The sequence below is a fragment of the Stenotrophomonas sp. T8 genome (assembly GCF_051853085.1).
GTDB classification, from domain to species: domain Bacteria; phylum Pseudomonadota; class Gammaproteobacteria; order Xanthomonadales; family Xanthomonadaceae; genus Stenotrophomonas; species Stenotrophomonas sepilia.
Genome location: NZ_CP195329.1, coordinates 2,535,911 through 2,548,783, shown reverse-complemented (window position 1 = coordinate 2,548,783; position 12,873 = coordinate 2,535,911). Strand labels below are relative to the sequence as shown.

Sequence of the window (12,873 nt, the reverse complement as noted above, 5' to 3'; positions counted from 1 at the left end):
GCATGATCAACGGTCGCAAGGGTCGTGCCAGCCTGGCCGTACCCCGCCATAGGCGATAGCGGCCGGCGACCCTCCAGCTTGAGGGCGAAAACTGACGTGAATGGACTGGACTTGCCCCTGTTCAGGCTTCACGCGATCATGGCGCCCGGCTGCGCACCATCCACGCAGTCGCCGCAGGAGACAGTTCCATGGCTTCGGTCACGCCCCCCGGTCTGGCCTACGAGGTCGAACACGACCTGGCCAACCACCGCTTCACCGCCCGTGTGCGAGGACAGCTGGCGGTGCTGGACTACCAGATCAAGCGCAAGCGCATGGTGATCACCCACACCGAGGTGCCCGAGCCGATCGCCGGCCGTGGCATCGCCGGTGAGCTGACCCGCGTGGCACTGCGTTTCGCCCGCGAGCAGAAGTACAAGGTGGTGCCGGCATGTTCCTACGCCGAGGCTTTCCTGCAGCGGCACGAGGAGTACCACGACCTGCTCGTTGGCTGAGTGCCAGCGGGCCACGCTTCAGCCATGGCAGGCGATGATGTACAAACATGAACAGGGGATCCCGATGAAGATTGGAAACAACCGGCCACTGCACGTCAGCGTGCTGGCCGGCGTGGTGGGCGTGCTGTTGCTGGCCGGTTGCCAGCGTGAAAGCGAGCCGACGCCGGTGACCGACGCGGCGCCCGCCGCCGAAGCCACCGCCGCCGGCGAGACGCCAGCCACGGAAGCGCCGCTGGACCTGCGCGACGTGATCGAAAACAACGAGCGTGAGGTGGTGGGCATCAGCTACCCGGCGGGTATCGACCGCTACCCCGGCCTGGCGCGCGCGCTGCAGAGCTATGCCACCAGCGCACGCAGCGACCTGCAGCAGGCGCTGGACGGGCTGGGCAACGACAAGCCGACCATGCCCTACGAGCTGTCGCTGAGCTTCGAGAAGCTGCTGGAAACGCCGCAGCTGGTGGTGGTCAGTGCTGATGGCAGCCGCTATACCGGTGGCGCCCATGGCGAACCGCTGGTGGCGCGCTTCGTGTGGCTGCCGCAGCAGCAGCAGATGCTCAGCGCCGACAAGCTGGTGGCCGATGCCAAGGGCTGGAAAGTGATCAGTGAGTTCGTCGCCGACCAGCTGCGCGAACGCGTGGCCACGCGGCTCAGCGGCGAGGACATGGACCCGGCCCAACTGCAGGAATCGCTGCGCAACGCATCGCGCATGATCGCCGACGGTACTGGCCCGCAGGCCGACAATTTCAGCCAGTTCCAGCCACTGACCGACGACAAGGGGCAGATCACCGCGCTGCGCTTTGTTTTCCCTCCGTACCAGGTGGGTCCATACTCGGACGGCACCCAGACCGCCGATGTACCGGCGGCGGTGCTGTTGCCGCACGTGGCCAAGGACTACGTGGAGCTGTTCGCACGCGGTTGACCGCAGTCGAGGAGGTGACGTGGATACAGGGTTGCAGGAGCGGGTCGCCGGCCTGCTCCACGAAGCCGGGGTCCGCATCGGCGGTACCCAGCCTCAGGACATCCAGGTGCATGACCCGCGCTTCTTCGCGCGGGTCATGGGCCAAGGCTCGCTCGGCCTGGGCGAGAGCTACATGGAAGGGTGGTGGGATGCGAACGTCCTGGATGAATTCCTCGCCCACCTGATGCAGGCGCACCTGGATGAACGGGTGCACGGCTGGCGCGAAGTGGCCGATGCGCTGAAGGCGCGCCTGTTCAACCTGCAGGCGGGGCAGGGCAGCTACGAGGTCGGGCGCCGTCATTACGACCTGGGCAACGATCTCTACCAGGCCATGCTCGGCCAGCGCCTGGTCTACAGCTGCGGCTATTGGCGCAACGCCGATGATCTCGACGCCGCACAGGAAGCCAAGCTCGACCTGGTCTGCCGAAAGCTGGGCCTGCGCCCGGGCCAGCGCGTGCTGGACATTGGCTGCGGTTGGGGCGAAGCGCTGAAGTTCGCCGCTGAGCGCTACGGTGTGAGTGGCGTCGGCGTGACGATTTCGCAGGAGCAGGCCGAGTTCGCGCGGAACCTGTGCGCGGGCCTGCCGATCGAGATCCGATTGCAGGACTACCGCGAGCTGGACGAACCGTTCGATGCGATTTTCTCGATCGGCATGTTCGAGCACGTCGGTGACAAGAACTACGCGGGCTTTTTCGAGGTGGCCAAGCGTTGCCTGTCGCCGCGCGGCCTGCTGCTGTTGCACACCATCGGCACCAACATCTCCCGGCATCGCACCGATCCGTGGATCGCGCGCTACATCTTTCCCAACTCAATGCTGCCGTCGGCGGCGCAGATCACCCGGGCGTTCGAAGGCCGTTTCGTGCTGGAAGACTGGCACAACTTCGGCACCGACTACGACCTGACCCTGCAGGCATGGCGGCGCAACGTGGAAGCAGCGTGGCCGCGGCTGGATGCGCACTACGACGAGCACTTCCGGCGAATGTGGCGCTTCTACCTGGCCGGGTCGATGGCCACCTTCCGCTGCCGGCATGCGCAGCTGTGGCAGCTGGTGCTGTCGCCGGAAGGCGTGCCGGGCGGGTACGTGGCGCCGCGATGAAGCCAGCGCGGGGTCGGAGACCCCGGGGTCAGATCCCTTTTCACAGAAAAGGGCTCTGACCCCAACCACAACAAAAAAACCGCCCGGTCTCCCGGGCGGTTTTCGTTTCACGCTAGCGCGCAGGCGATCAGTTGCCGGCGCCGGTCAGGCCACGCTTTTCCAGCAGCGGTTCGATCTGCGGCTCGTGGCCGGCGAAATCGCGGAACAGCTGCATCGCGTCGACGCTGCCGCCCTTGGACAGCAGGGTGGCACGGAAGTGGTCGCCGTTCTTGCGGCTCAGGCCGCCATTGTCCTTGAACCACTTCTGGGTGTTGGCATCAAGCACTTCAGACCAGATGTAGGCGTAGTAGCCGGCCGAATAGCCGCCCATGATGTGACTGAAGTACGGGGTCCTGTAACGCGGCGGAACCGGAGCGTAGTAGATGCCGTCCTTCTCCAGTGCGGCGCGCTCGAAGGCCATTACGTCCTTGGCCGCCGGCACCTGGTCCGGGCCGATCTGGTGCCAGCGCTGATCCAGCATGGCCGCACCCAGGTACTCGGTGGTGGCGAAGCCCTGATTGAACTTGGCCGCCGCCAGCACCTTGTCCAGCAGCGCCTGCGGCATCGCCGAACCGTTCTGGTAGTGCTTGGCGTAGTTCTTCAGGATGACCGGGTTGTCAGCCCACATCTCGTTGACCTGAGAGGGGAACTCGACGAAGTCACGCGGCACCGAGGTGCCCGAGAAGTACGGGTACTTCACGTTGGAGAACATGCCGTGCAGGGCGTGGCCGAACTCGTGGAAGGTGGTGTTCACCTCATCCCAGGTCAGCAGGGTCGGCTGGCCGGCCGGCGGCTTCGGGATGTTCAGGTGGTTGGCGACCACCGGCTTGAAGCCGGTCAGCTTGGACTGCGAGACGTAGGAGTTCATCCACGCACCACCGCGCTTGGAGGCGCGTGCATACGGGTCGAAGATGAAGATCGCCAGCTGGCTGCCGTCGGCATCGAACACGTCGTAGACGGTGACGTCTTCGTGATAGACCGGCAGGTCGGTGCGCTGCTTGAAGGTCAGGCCGAATTCCAGGTTGGCGGCATGGAACACGCCGTTCTCCAGCACGTTCTTCATTTCGAAGTACGGCTTCAGCTGCGACTCGTCGAAGTTGTACTTGGCCTGGCGCACCTTCTCGCTGTAGAAGGCCCAGTCCCACGGTTCCAGCTTGAACCTCGGCTTGCCGGCCGCCTTCTGTTCCTGGTCGATCATCGCCTGCAGGTCGGCAGCTTCGCGCTTGGCGTTGGCCACGGCGGCCGGAGCCAGCTTGCCCAGCATCGCGTTGACCGCTTCGGGGGTCTTCGCGGTCTGGTTGGTCAGGTTGTAGGCCGCGAAGTTCGGGAAGCCCATCAGCTTGGCCTTGTCGGCACGCAGCTGCATGATGCGCGAGACCAGCGCGGTGTTGTCGAACTCACCGCCACGGCTGCCACGGCTGACCGACGCTTCGTAGATCTTCTGGCGCAGGGCGCGGTTGGCCAGGTTGGTCAGCGGCGGCTGGCCGGTGGTGTTGAGCAGGGTGATCACGTACTTGCCGTCCTGGCCGCGGGCCTTGGCAGCTTCGGCGGCGGCGGCGATCTGCTCCTTGGACAGGCCGTCCAGCTCCTTGACGTCGTCGACGGTGATCGCCGAAGCGTTCACTTCCGACTGCACGTTCTGGCTGAACTTGGTACCCAGGTTGGCCAGCTCGGCGTTCATCTCCTTCAGCTTGGCCTTGTCGGCTTCGGACAGCTTGGCACCGGCGCGCACGTAGTTGTCGTAGTACTTCTCGACCAGGCGTACGCCTTCGGCGTCCAGGCCCAGCTGGCCGCGGGTGTCGTACAGCGCCTGGATGCGGGCGAACAGCTTGCCGTTCAGCGCGATCGCATCGCTGTGCGCGGCGAACTTCGCCGAGTAGTCGGCCTGCAGCTTCTTGCGGGTGTCATTGGTATCGGCACCGACCAGGCTGAAGAACACGGTGGTCGCACGGTCGAGGATGTCACCGCTCTTTTCCAGGGCGATGATGGTGTTGTCGAAGGTCGGCTTGGCCTTGTTGTTGGCGATGGCCTCCACTTCCTTCAGCTGCTGCGCCATGCCGGCGTCGAAGGCCGGGGCGAAGTCGCTGTCCTTGATCCTGTCGAACTGCGGATAATGCAGGGGCAGCGGGCTTTCGGCAAAGAACGGATTGGCCTGCTGGGCATGGGTGCTGGCAGCCGGGGTGACGGCGCCGGCCGAGAAGGCGGGCAGGGCAAGGCCGAGGGACATGGCCACGGCAAGGGCAAGGCGGGTGGTCAAGGCAGGAACTCCGGTAAGGCAAACAAGGGCCCGAGGGTAACCCGGCCGGCGGCGCCCGCACTTGTGTCAAAAGGCATGTTGCCGGCTCCGGGCGCGGGTACCATGCATTCACCGCCCACGGCCCGCCCTCATGACCAGCGCCTACGATTTCAGCTTCCGTGACCTCGACGGCCAGCCGCAGGCGCTGGCCCGTTATCAGGGCCACCCGTTGCTGCTGGTGAACGTTGCCAGCCGCTGTGGGTTCACCCCGCAGTACACCGGGCTGGAACAGCTGTGGCAGGACTACCGCGAACGCGGCCTGGTGGTGATCGGCTTCCCGTGCAACCAGTTCGGTGCGCAGGAGCCGGGGGACGCGGCGCAGATCCGGCAGTTCTGTTCGCTGGACTATCCGGTCAGCTTTCCGCTGTCGGAGAAGATCGAGGTCAACGGCGAGGGCGCTGATCCGTTGTGGGCCTGGATGACGCACGAAAAGCGTGGCCTGCTCGGCAGTGCCCGCATCAAGTGGAATTTCAGCAAGTTCCTGGTCGATCGCCAGGGGCAGGTGGTGTCGCGGCATGCGCCCACCACCCGGCCGGAGCAGTTGCGCAGCGCGATCGAAGCGCTGCTGTAGAGCCAAGCCCACGCTCGGCTGCTTTTCCGGCTGACTCCGAGAGCGCGCGCCGCGCGCAAGCCGAGCGCGGGCTCGGCTCTACAGATGCGATGGGTTATTTCTCGACGAACGCGCGTTCGAACACGTAGTGGCCCGGTTGGCCGATGCGCGGCGAAACCTGGAAACCCCGGGCATCGAGCACGGTGCGAAGGTCGGCCAGCATCTGCGGGCTGCCGCAGATCATCGCGCGGTCGTTTTCCGGGCTCAGTTCCGGCAGGCCGAGGGTGCGCTGCATCTCGCCGCTCTCCATCAGCTGGGTCAGGCGGCCCTGGTTGGCGAACGGCTCGCGGGTGACGGCCGGGTAGTACAGCAGCTTGTCGCCGATCATTTCGCCGAGGAACTCGTGCTCACGCAGTTCCTTCTCGAAGTAATCGCGATAGGCCAGGTCCTTCTCGTAGCGCACGCCGTGGCAGAGGATCACCTTCTCGAAGCGCTCGTAGGTTTCCGGGTCCTTGATGACCGACAGCCACGGCGCCAGGCCGGTGCCGGTGCCCAGCAGGTACAGGTTCCTGCCGGGATGCAGGTCGCTGATCAGCAGGGTGCCGGTGGGCTTCTTGCCGACCAGTACCTTGTCGCCCGGCTTGATGTGCTGCAGGCGCGAGGTCAGCGGGCCGTCCTGCACCTTGATGCTGAAGAACTCCAGTTGTTCTTCCCAGTTGGCACTGGCAATGGAATAGGCGCGCAGCAGCGGTCGCGCCTCGGTTTCCAGGCCGATCATCACGAACTGGCCGTTCTCGAAGCGGAAACCGCTGTCGCGGGTGGTGGTGAAGCTGAAGTAGGCATCGGTCCAGTGACGGACCTCAAGCACCGTTTCGGCGCCGAAAGCGGAGGACATGGGCGTATCTATCGAAAGTCGTCGGGGGTGATTCTATCTCAAATGAGACAAGTTCTCATTGGGCGGAACGAGAGGCGTTCTCAGCGGTAACCCGCCGCCTGCAGCTCGAACAGCTCGGCATAGCGGCCGCCCTGCGCCATCAGCTGCGCATGGGTGCCGCTGGCCTCGATCCGGCCATCGGCCAGCACCAGGATGCGGTCGGCCATGCGTACCGAGGAAAAACGGTGGGAAATCAGTACTGCGGTGCGATTATCCGCCAGTTCCCTGAACCGCTGGAACACCTCGAACTCACTGCGGGCATCCAGCGCTGCCGTTGGCTCATCCAGGATCATCACCTGCGCATTGCGCATCCATGCGCGGGCAATGGCGATCTTCTGCCATTGGCCACCGGACAGGTCCACGCCCTGCTTGAAGCGGCGGCCGATCTGCTGGTCGTAGCCGCCGGGCAGGTCGTCGATGACTTCCTCGGCCATGCCGCGTCGCGCCGCGTCAGCGATGCGTGCCTGGTCGTCCATCGCCTCGACCTGGCCGACGCCGATGTTCTCGCCGGCGCTGAGGTTGTAGCGCACGAAGTCCTGGAAGATCACCCCGAGGTTGGCGCGCAGGTCATCCAGGTCGTAATCGCGCAGGTCGCGGCCGTCGAGCAGGATGCGGCCTTCGTCCGGTTCGTACAGCCGCGCCAGCAGCTTCACCAGGGTGGTCTTGCCGGCGCCGTTCTCGCCGACCAGGGCCAGCACTTCGCCGGCGTGCAGCTGGAAATCCAGATGGCGCACCGCCCACTGTTCGGCATCGGGGTAGCGGAAGCCGACGTTCTCGAATACGAAGCCCTGGCGGATCGGTTGCGGCACGCGCACGGCCCCATCGCGCGAGTGGATTTCCGGCTGGATCTGGAAGAACGAGAACAGGTCATCCAGGTACAGCGCCTGGCTGGCCACCTGCGAGAAGCCGATCAGCAGGCCTTCCAGCAGCTGGCGCAGGCGCAGGAAGCTGCCGGCGAGGAAGGTCAGGTCGCCGATCGAGAAGTCCCCGCGCACCGTGCGCCATGCGATGTAGGCGTAGGCGGTGTAATACCCCAGCGTGCCCAGCGCAGCCAGCAGCGTGCCCCAGAACGCGCGGCGCCGTGCCAGGGCGCGGTTGGCCTGGAACAATGCCACCGACAGGCGCCGGTAGCGCTCCACCAGGAAGCGGTGCAGGTTGTAGATCTTCACTTCCTTGGCCGTTTCCACGCTGGCGCCCAGCTGGCGCAGGTAGTCGAGCTGGCGGCGCTCGGGCGTCCACTGGAAGTTGAGGCTGTAGCCGGCCGCGTTGAAGTGCGATTCGCCGATGAAGGCCGGCACCAGTGCCAGCGCCAGCAGCAGGATCAGCCACGGCGCGTAGACCAGCAGGCCGACGGCGAGGCTGGCCACGGTGATCGCGTCCTGCACCTGGCCGAACAGCTGGCTCATCAGGTTCATCCGGCCCATGGTCTGGCGCCGCGCACGGTCCAGCTTGTCCTGCAGGTCCGGGTCTTCGAAATCCTCCAGGTCCAGCGTCGCGGCGTGTTCCATCAGGCGGATGCTGGTGGCGTTGGCGAACAGTTCGGAAAGCAGAGCGTCGGCGTAGCTGACCAGCCGGCCGAGCAGGTCCGAGGCGATGGCCAGGCCGAATTCCAGTGCCAGCAGGCCCAGCAGTGGATTGAGCAGGCCGCTGGACAGCGCCTCGCCCAGCGGCGGGTAGCCGGCATCGTGCTGGCTCAGGTGCAGGGCGCTGTCGATGATCAACTTGCCGACGTACAGCATCGCCACCGGCAGCAGGGCACGGATCAGGCGCAGCCCCAGGCTGGCCAGGGTCAGCGCCGGACTGGTCTTCCAGACCATGCGCAGGAAAGGGGGCAGATTGCGCATCGCCCTGAAGCGCTGGCGCAGGCTGGGTTTCTTCGCGGCGGCAGCGCCAGCGGTGGGGGAAGCAGGCATGCGCGTATTGTGCGCGCCTGATACGTGCAGATGGGGTCAGTGCAGCCGTGTGGCCGGCACCGGGGGCAGATCCCTTTGCCACACAAAGGGATCTGACCCTCCCGTATCCATGCACGGCGTGGATCGACCGTGTCGACCACGGTCGACACCTACCAGCAGCTCCAGTGGACTATCGAAGGCGGGGTGGGTCAGGTCGCAGGGGCGTGAGCCGCATGGATGCGGCGACCGAGCTTACATGGACGTACTTGCAGCGTCCCCTGCGACCTGATCCACCCCGCCAACCCACAGTAGCGCCGGCTTTTGATATTGCTCTGGTTGTTGCCTCTGCGGGTGCCGGGCGGCAGCCCGGCCAGCCCCCCGTTACGGCAGCGGCGGCAGCAGCCCCGCACCCAGCCGGTTCCAGGCATTGATCACCGCAATGCCCATGCTCAGGTCACTGATGCCCTTCTCATCGAAGTGCGGCGCCAATGCATCGAACGTCGCCTGCGACGGCGCACCGTCGGTCAGCCGGGTCAGCGCCTCGGCCCAGCCCAGCGCCGCACGTTCGCGCGCATCGAAGAAGCGGCTTTCGTGCCAGGCGGGCAGGGTGTCCAGCTTGCGCGGCTCGATGCCGCCCTTGCGCAGCGCCGTGCCGTGCATGTCCATGCAGTAGCCGCAGCCGTTGAGCTGCGACACGCGCAGGAACACCAGTTCCATCAGGGTCGGATCAATCGAGCTGTCATGCACCGCCTGGCTGGTGGCCAGCAGGCCCTTGAAGGCCTCGGCGGCCAGGCGGGTGTAGGGGACGCGGGGGGAGGTGTGATCGGACATCGTGGGCTCCACGGCGGCCACGATGGCCGCCTTCATCACAAGGACGCCGCAGCGTTGCGGCGCGTGACAACCTTCGGCAATTTTTCTGGATTCAACACGCTGTACACGTTGGCGATGCGGCCATCGACCACTTCGATGGTGGTGACCGAGTGCAGGCGGTCGCCCTGGAAGCGCAGGATCGCCGGTTCGCCGTTGACGTAGCCCAGCTGCGCCGGATGCACCGCGCCGCGGCGGGCGATGGCCCAGAACAGGCGACCGATGCGCTCGGCGCCCAGCAGCGGGCGGATCGCGGCGGTAACCACGCCGCCACCGTCGGAGACCAGTTGCGCGTTGGCGTGCAGCAGGGCCTGGATCGCCTCGCTGTCGCCGCGCTGCGAGGCATCCATGAAGCGCGCCAGCAGCTGCCGGTGCTGGCTGGCGTCGGCGTTGAAGCGCGGCCGCCCGGCCTGCAACCGCTGCCGGGCGCGATGCACCAGTTGCCGGCAGTTGGCTTCGCTGTGCCCGATCAGGTCGGCGATTTCGCGGTAGTCGTGGTCAAAGGCCTCCTTCAGCAGGAACGCGGCGCGTTCCTCGGGGCCGAGCTGTTCGAGCAGGGTCAGGAAGGCGACTGAGACGTCGTTGGCCAGCGCATGCAGCTGGGCCGGACCGGGCGCCGGGTCCGGCTCCAGGGTGACCGCCAGCGGTTCGGCCAGCCATGGGCCGACATAGTGGACACGTTCGCGCCTGGCCGCTCGCAGCCGGTCCAGGCCGAGCCGGGTGGTGGTGGTGACCAGCCAGGCCTCTGCATCGCGGACGCCGGCAGGATCGGCGCCGGACCAGCGCAGCCAGGCGTCCTGGACCACGTCTTCGGCGTCGGCGCGGCTGCCGAGCAGGCGATAGGCCAGCGCCATCAGGCGCGGGCGGTGGGTCTGGAAAACGGTTTCGGCGTTCATGTGGGCAAGGACGCCGCAGTGGCGCGTGGCGTGACAGAGCGTCGGGGGAATCTTGCCGGCCAGCGGCCAGCACGACCACCCCGGGGCCGGGGGAGGGGGTAAAATGGGCGGATTACCCCCGCCAGCCTCGAGCAAGCGAGCAAGCCGTGACATCGATCAAGCAGGAAGACCTCATCCAGTCCATCGCCGACGCGCTGCAGTACATCTCGTACTACCACCCGGTCGACTACATCAAGAACCTCGCCGCCGCGTACGAGCGCGAGGAGTCGCCGGCCGCGAAGGAAGCGATGGCCCAGATCCTGATCAATTCGCGGATGTGCGCCGAAGGCCACCGCCCGATCTGCCAGGACACCGGCATCGTCACCGTGTTCCTGGAAATCGGCATGGACGTGCGTTGGGATGACGCCACCATGGGCGTGGAAGACATGGCCAATGAGGGCGTTCGCCGCGCCTACATGCATCCGGACAACAAGCTGCGCGCCTCGGTGCTGGCTGATCCGGCCGGCAAGCGGATCAATACCAAGGACAACACCCCGGGCGTGGTCAACGTCAAGGTGGTGCCGGGCAACAAGGTCGACGTCATCGTTGCCGCCAAGGGCGGTGGTTCGGAAGCGAAGACCAAGTTCGCCATGCTCAACCCGTCCGACTCCATCGTCGACTGGGTGCTGAAGACCGTGCCGACCATGGGCGCCGGCTGGTGCCCGCCGGGCATGCTCGGCATCGGCATCGGTGGCACCGCCGAGAAGGCGATGCTGCTGGCCAAGGAGGCGCTGATGGAACCGATCGACATCACCGAGCTGCAGGCCCGTGGTGCCTCCAACCGCATCGAGGAGCTGCGCCTGGAGTTGTATGAGAAGGTCAATGCGCTGGGCATCGGCGCGCAGGGCCTGGGCGGCCTGACCACTGTGCTGGACATCAAGATCAACGACTATCCGACCCATGCGGCCAACCTGCCGGTGGCGATGATCCCGAACTGCGCCGCAACCCGCCATGCGCACTTCACCCTGGATGGCAGTGGCCCGGTGATGCTGGACCCGCCGTCGCTGGAAGACTGGCCGAAGCTGACCTATGACGCGTCCAAGGGCACCCGGGTGGACCTGGACACGATCACCCCGGAAGACGTGGCCAGCTGGAAGCCGGGCCAGACCCTGCTGCTCAACGGCAAGCTGCTGACCGGCCGCGATGCCGCGCACAAGCGCATGGTCGACATGCTCAACAAGGGCGAGGAACTGCCGGTCGACCTGAAGGGCCGCTTCATCTATTACGTCGGCCCGGTCGATCCGGTGCGCGACGAAGTGGTGGGCCCGGCCGGCCCGACCACGGCGACCCGCATGGACAAGTTCACCGAGCAGGTGCTGGCGCAGACCGGCCTGCTGGGCATGGTCGGCAAGGCCGAGCGCGGCCCGGCCGCCATCGAGGCGATCAGGAAGCACAAGTCGGCCTACCTGATGGCCGTTGGTGGTTCGGCCTACCTGGTGTCCAAGGCGATCAAGGCGGCCAAGGTCGTTGGTTTCGCCGACCTGGGCATGGAAGCGATCTACGAGTTCACCGTGCAGGACATGCCCGTGACCGTGGCGGTGGATTCCACCGGCGAATCGGTGCACAAGACCGGCCCGCGCGAATGGCAGGCCCGCATCGGCAAGATTCCGGTGGTTGTGGAGTAAGCCCTCCATCCCGGACCAGACAACGGCGCCCCTGTGGCGCCGTTGTTGTGTGGGCAAAAATATTGATGTTCCGGTAGCGGTTGTTCTGCTACGGTCGGAACACCCTCGCACAGGACGTGTCCATGGCCCTGCATCGGTTCATCGTGGTAGGCGTGCTGCTGGCCCTGGCCGGTTGCAGCACCCCGGCGTCGTACGAAGGCGCGGATTTCCCCGCATCGGCGCAATGCCGCGTGCAGTGCCAGGCCGGCTATCGCAGCTGCATGGCGCAGAATGACTCCCTCGGCAGCCGCCAGAGCAACTGCGAGCAGCAGGTGGTGCCGGCGCCGGACAAGCGCTGCAAGGACGTGGACAATCCGGACCTGCGCCGTGCCTGCGAACTGAAGACGCACGACTGCGCGATGCGCGCGCCGATGATGTCCTGTGGCGAGCGCCGGGATTCCTGCATGAGCAGCTGCGGCTGAGCAATGATCGCGCGCGTGGGCGCATAATCGGCTGATCCACCCGCACAGGATCTTCCGCATGAGCACCACGCTGTATGGTTCGACCAGTACCGCCGCGCTGGTCGTGCACTGGCTGCTGATCGAGCTCGGCATCGAGCATGAACTGGTGCTGCTGGATTTCGACGCGCGCGAGCACAAGTCGGCGCAGTACCTGGCGCTCAATCCGGCCGGTGTGGTGCCGACACTGTTGATCGATGGCCTGGTACTGACCGAAGCGGCGGCCATCGCCCTGTACCTGGCCGATCGCCACCCGGAGGCCGGCCTGCTCCCGGTGCCGGGCACGCCGCAGCGTGGCGATGCCTACCGCTGGATGTTCTGGTGTGCCAATACGCTGCAGCCGGCCTATCGGGCCTGGTTCTATCCGCATGAAATGGCCGGCCAGGCGAACGTCGAGGCCAGCCGCGAGAGGGCGCGTCAGCGGCTCGAAGCGGCCTGGCAGCACGTTGCCGCTCACCTGCAGGCGCACGGCCCGTACCTGCTGGGCGCCACGCCCTGCGTGGTCGACTACATGCTGGTGATGCTGATGCGCTGGTCGCGCAACATGCCCAGGCCCAGTGACACCTGGCCGGTGCTCAAGGCGCATGCCACCTCGATGAAGGCGCGCCCGGCGTTCGCCGAGGTCTACCGCCGCGAAGGCATCACCGACTGGCGGTAACCAAAAAAGGGGACGGAGGGAATTAAGTCGTTTGT

The 12,873-nt window shown here is 66.1% G+C and carries 12 protein-coding genes; 7 read left to right on the top strand and 5 right to left on the bottom strand.

Features of this window, described 5'->3' with window-relative positions; translation table 11 throughout:
- Positions 1-188: 188 nt before the first annotated feature.
- Genes ACSDHM_RS11975 through cfa form a run of 3 tightly spaced genes read left to right on the top strand, consistent with a single transcriptional unit; the run spans position 189 to position 2,545 of the window.
- Positions 189-491 carry a GNAT family N-acetyltransferase gene (locus ACSDHM_RS11975; protein WP_005417588.1) on the top strand — a complete coding sequence of 101 codons (303 nt, stop codon included), beginning with the start codon at positions 189-191 and terminating at the stop codon, positions 489-491.
- Between the two features lie 37 nt (positions 492-528).
- Positions 529-1,410: a DUF3298 and DUF4163 domain-containing protein gene (locus ACSDHM_RS11970; RefSeq protein WP_088496687.1), complete on the top strand. Its 882-nt coding sequence runs from the start codon at positions 529-531 to the stop codon at positions 1,408-1,410.
- 19 nt (positions 1,411-1,429) lie between these two features.
- Positions 1,430-2,545, top strand: coding sequence for a cyclopropane fatty acyl phospholipid synthase (cfa, locus tag ACSDHM_RS11965; protein WP_072168359.1), 1,116 nt, complete (start codon positions 1,430-1,432; stop codon positions 2,543-2,545).
- A gap of 127 nt (positions 2,546-2,672) precedes the next feature.
- Here cfa and ACSDHM_RS11960 read toward each other — a convergent pair whose 3' ends face one another.
- Positions 2,673-4,841: a M3 family metallopeptidase gene (locus ACSDHM_RS11960; protein WP_188240813.1), complete on the bottom strand. Its 2,169-nt coding sequence runs from the start codon at positions 4,839-4,841 to the stop codon at positions 2,673-2,675.
- A 130-nt stretch (positions 4,842-4,971) separates the two neighbouring features.
- On the opposite strand from ACSDHM_RS11960, the gene ACSDHM_RS11955 reads away from it, so the two are divergent.
- Positions 4,972-5,451, top strand: coding sequence for a glutathione peroxidase (locus ACSDHM_RS11955; RefSeq protein WP_053497833.1), 480 nt, complete (start codon positions 4,972-4,974; stop codon positions 5,449-5,451).
- Positions 5,452-5,545: 94 nt separating this feature from the next.
- Here ACSDHM_RS11955 and ACSDHM_RS11950 read toward each other — a convergent pair whose 3' ends face one another.
- From ACSDHM_RS11950 to ACSDHM_RS11935, 4 genes are all read right to left on the bottom strand, one after another.
- Complete coding sequence (locus tag ACSDHM_RS11950; protein WP_049439380.1) at positions 5,546-6,325, bottom strand: ferredoxin--NADP reductase; 780 nt, start codon at positions 6,323-6,325, stop codon at positions 5,546-5,548.
- 80 nt (positions 6,326-6,405) lie between these two features.
- On the bottom strand, positions 6,406-8,277 hold the full coding sequence (locus ACSDHM_RS11945) for an ABC transporter ATP-binding protein (RefSeq protein ID WP_151355322.1): 1,872 nt from the start codon (positions 8,275-8,277) through the stop codon (positions 6,406-6,408).
- 360 nt (positions 8,278-8,637) lie between these two features.
- Positions 8,638-9,087: a carboxymuconolactone decarboxylase family protein gene (locus ACSDHM_RS11940; RefSeq protein ID WP_151355321.1), complete on the bottom strand. Its 450-nt coding sequence runs from the start codon at positions 9,085-9,087 to the stop codon at positions 8,638-8,640.
- Positions 9,088-9,122: 35 nt separating this feature from the next.
- On the bottom strand, positions 9,123-10,019 hold the full coding sequence (locus tag ACSDHM_RS11935) for an RNA polymerase sigma-70 factor (protein WP_072168356.1): 897 nt from the start codon (positions 10,017-10,019) through the stop codon (positions 9,123-9,125).
- A 146-nt stretch (positions 10,020-10,165) separates the two neighbouring features.
- Here ACSDHM_RS11935 and ACSDHM_RS11930 point away from each other — a divergent pair, with 146 nt between their 5' ends.
- From ACSDHM_RS11930 to ACSDHM_RS11920, 3 genes are all read left to right on the top strand, one after another.
- The gene (locus tag ACSDHM_RS11930) at positions 10,166-11,683 is read left to right on the top strand and encodes a fumarate hydratase (RefSeq protein ID WP_005417564.1); all 1,518 of its coding nucleotides are present in this window, start codon (positions 10,166-10,168) and stop codon (positions 11,681-11,683) included.
- Positions 11,684-11,805: 122 nt separating this feature from the next.
- On the top strand, positions 11,806-12,144 hold the full coding sequence (locus ACSDHM_RS11925) for a hypothetical protein (RefSeq protein ID WP_005417563.1): 339 nt from the start codon (positions 11,806-11,808) through the stop codon (positions 12,142-12,144).
- 58 nt (positions 12,145-12,202) lie between these two features.
- Positions 12,203-12,838, top strand: a complete 636-nt coding sequence (locus ACSDHM_RS11920) for a glutathione S-transferase family protein (RefSeq protein WP_005417555.1) — start codon at positions 12,203-12,205, stop codon at positions 12,836-12,838.
- The last annotated feature ends 35 nt before the right edge of the window (positions 12,839-12,873 follow it).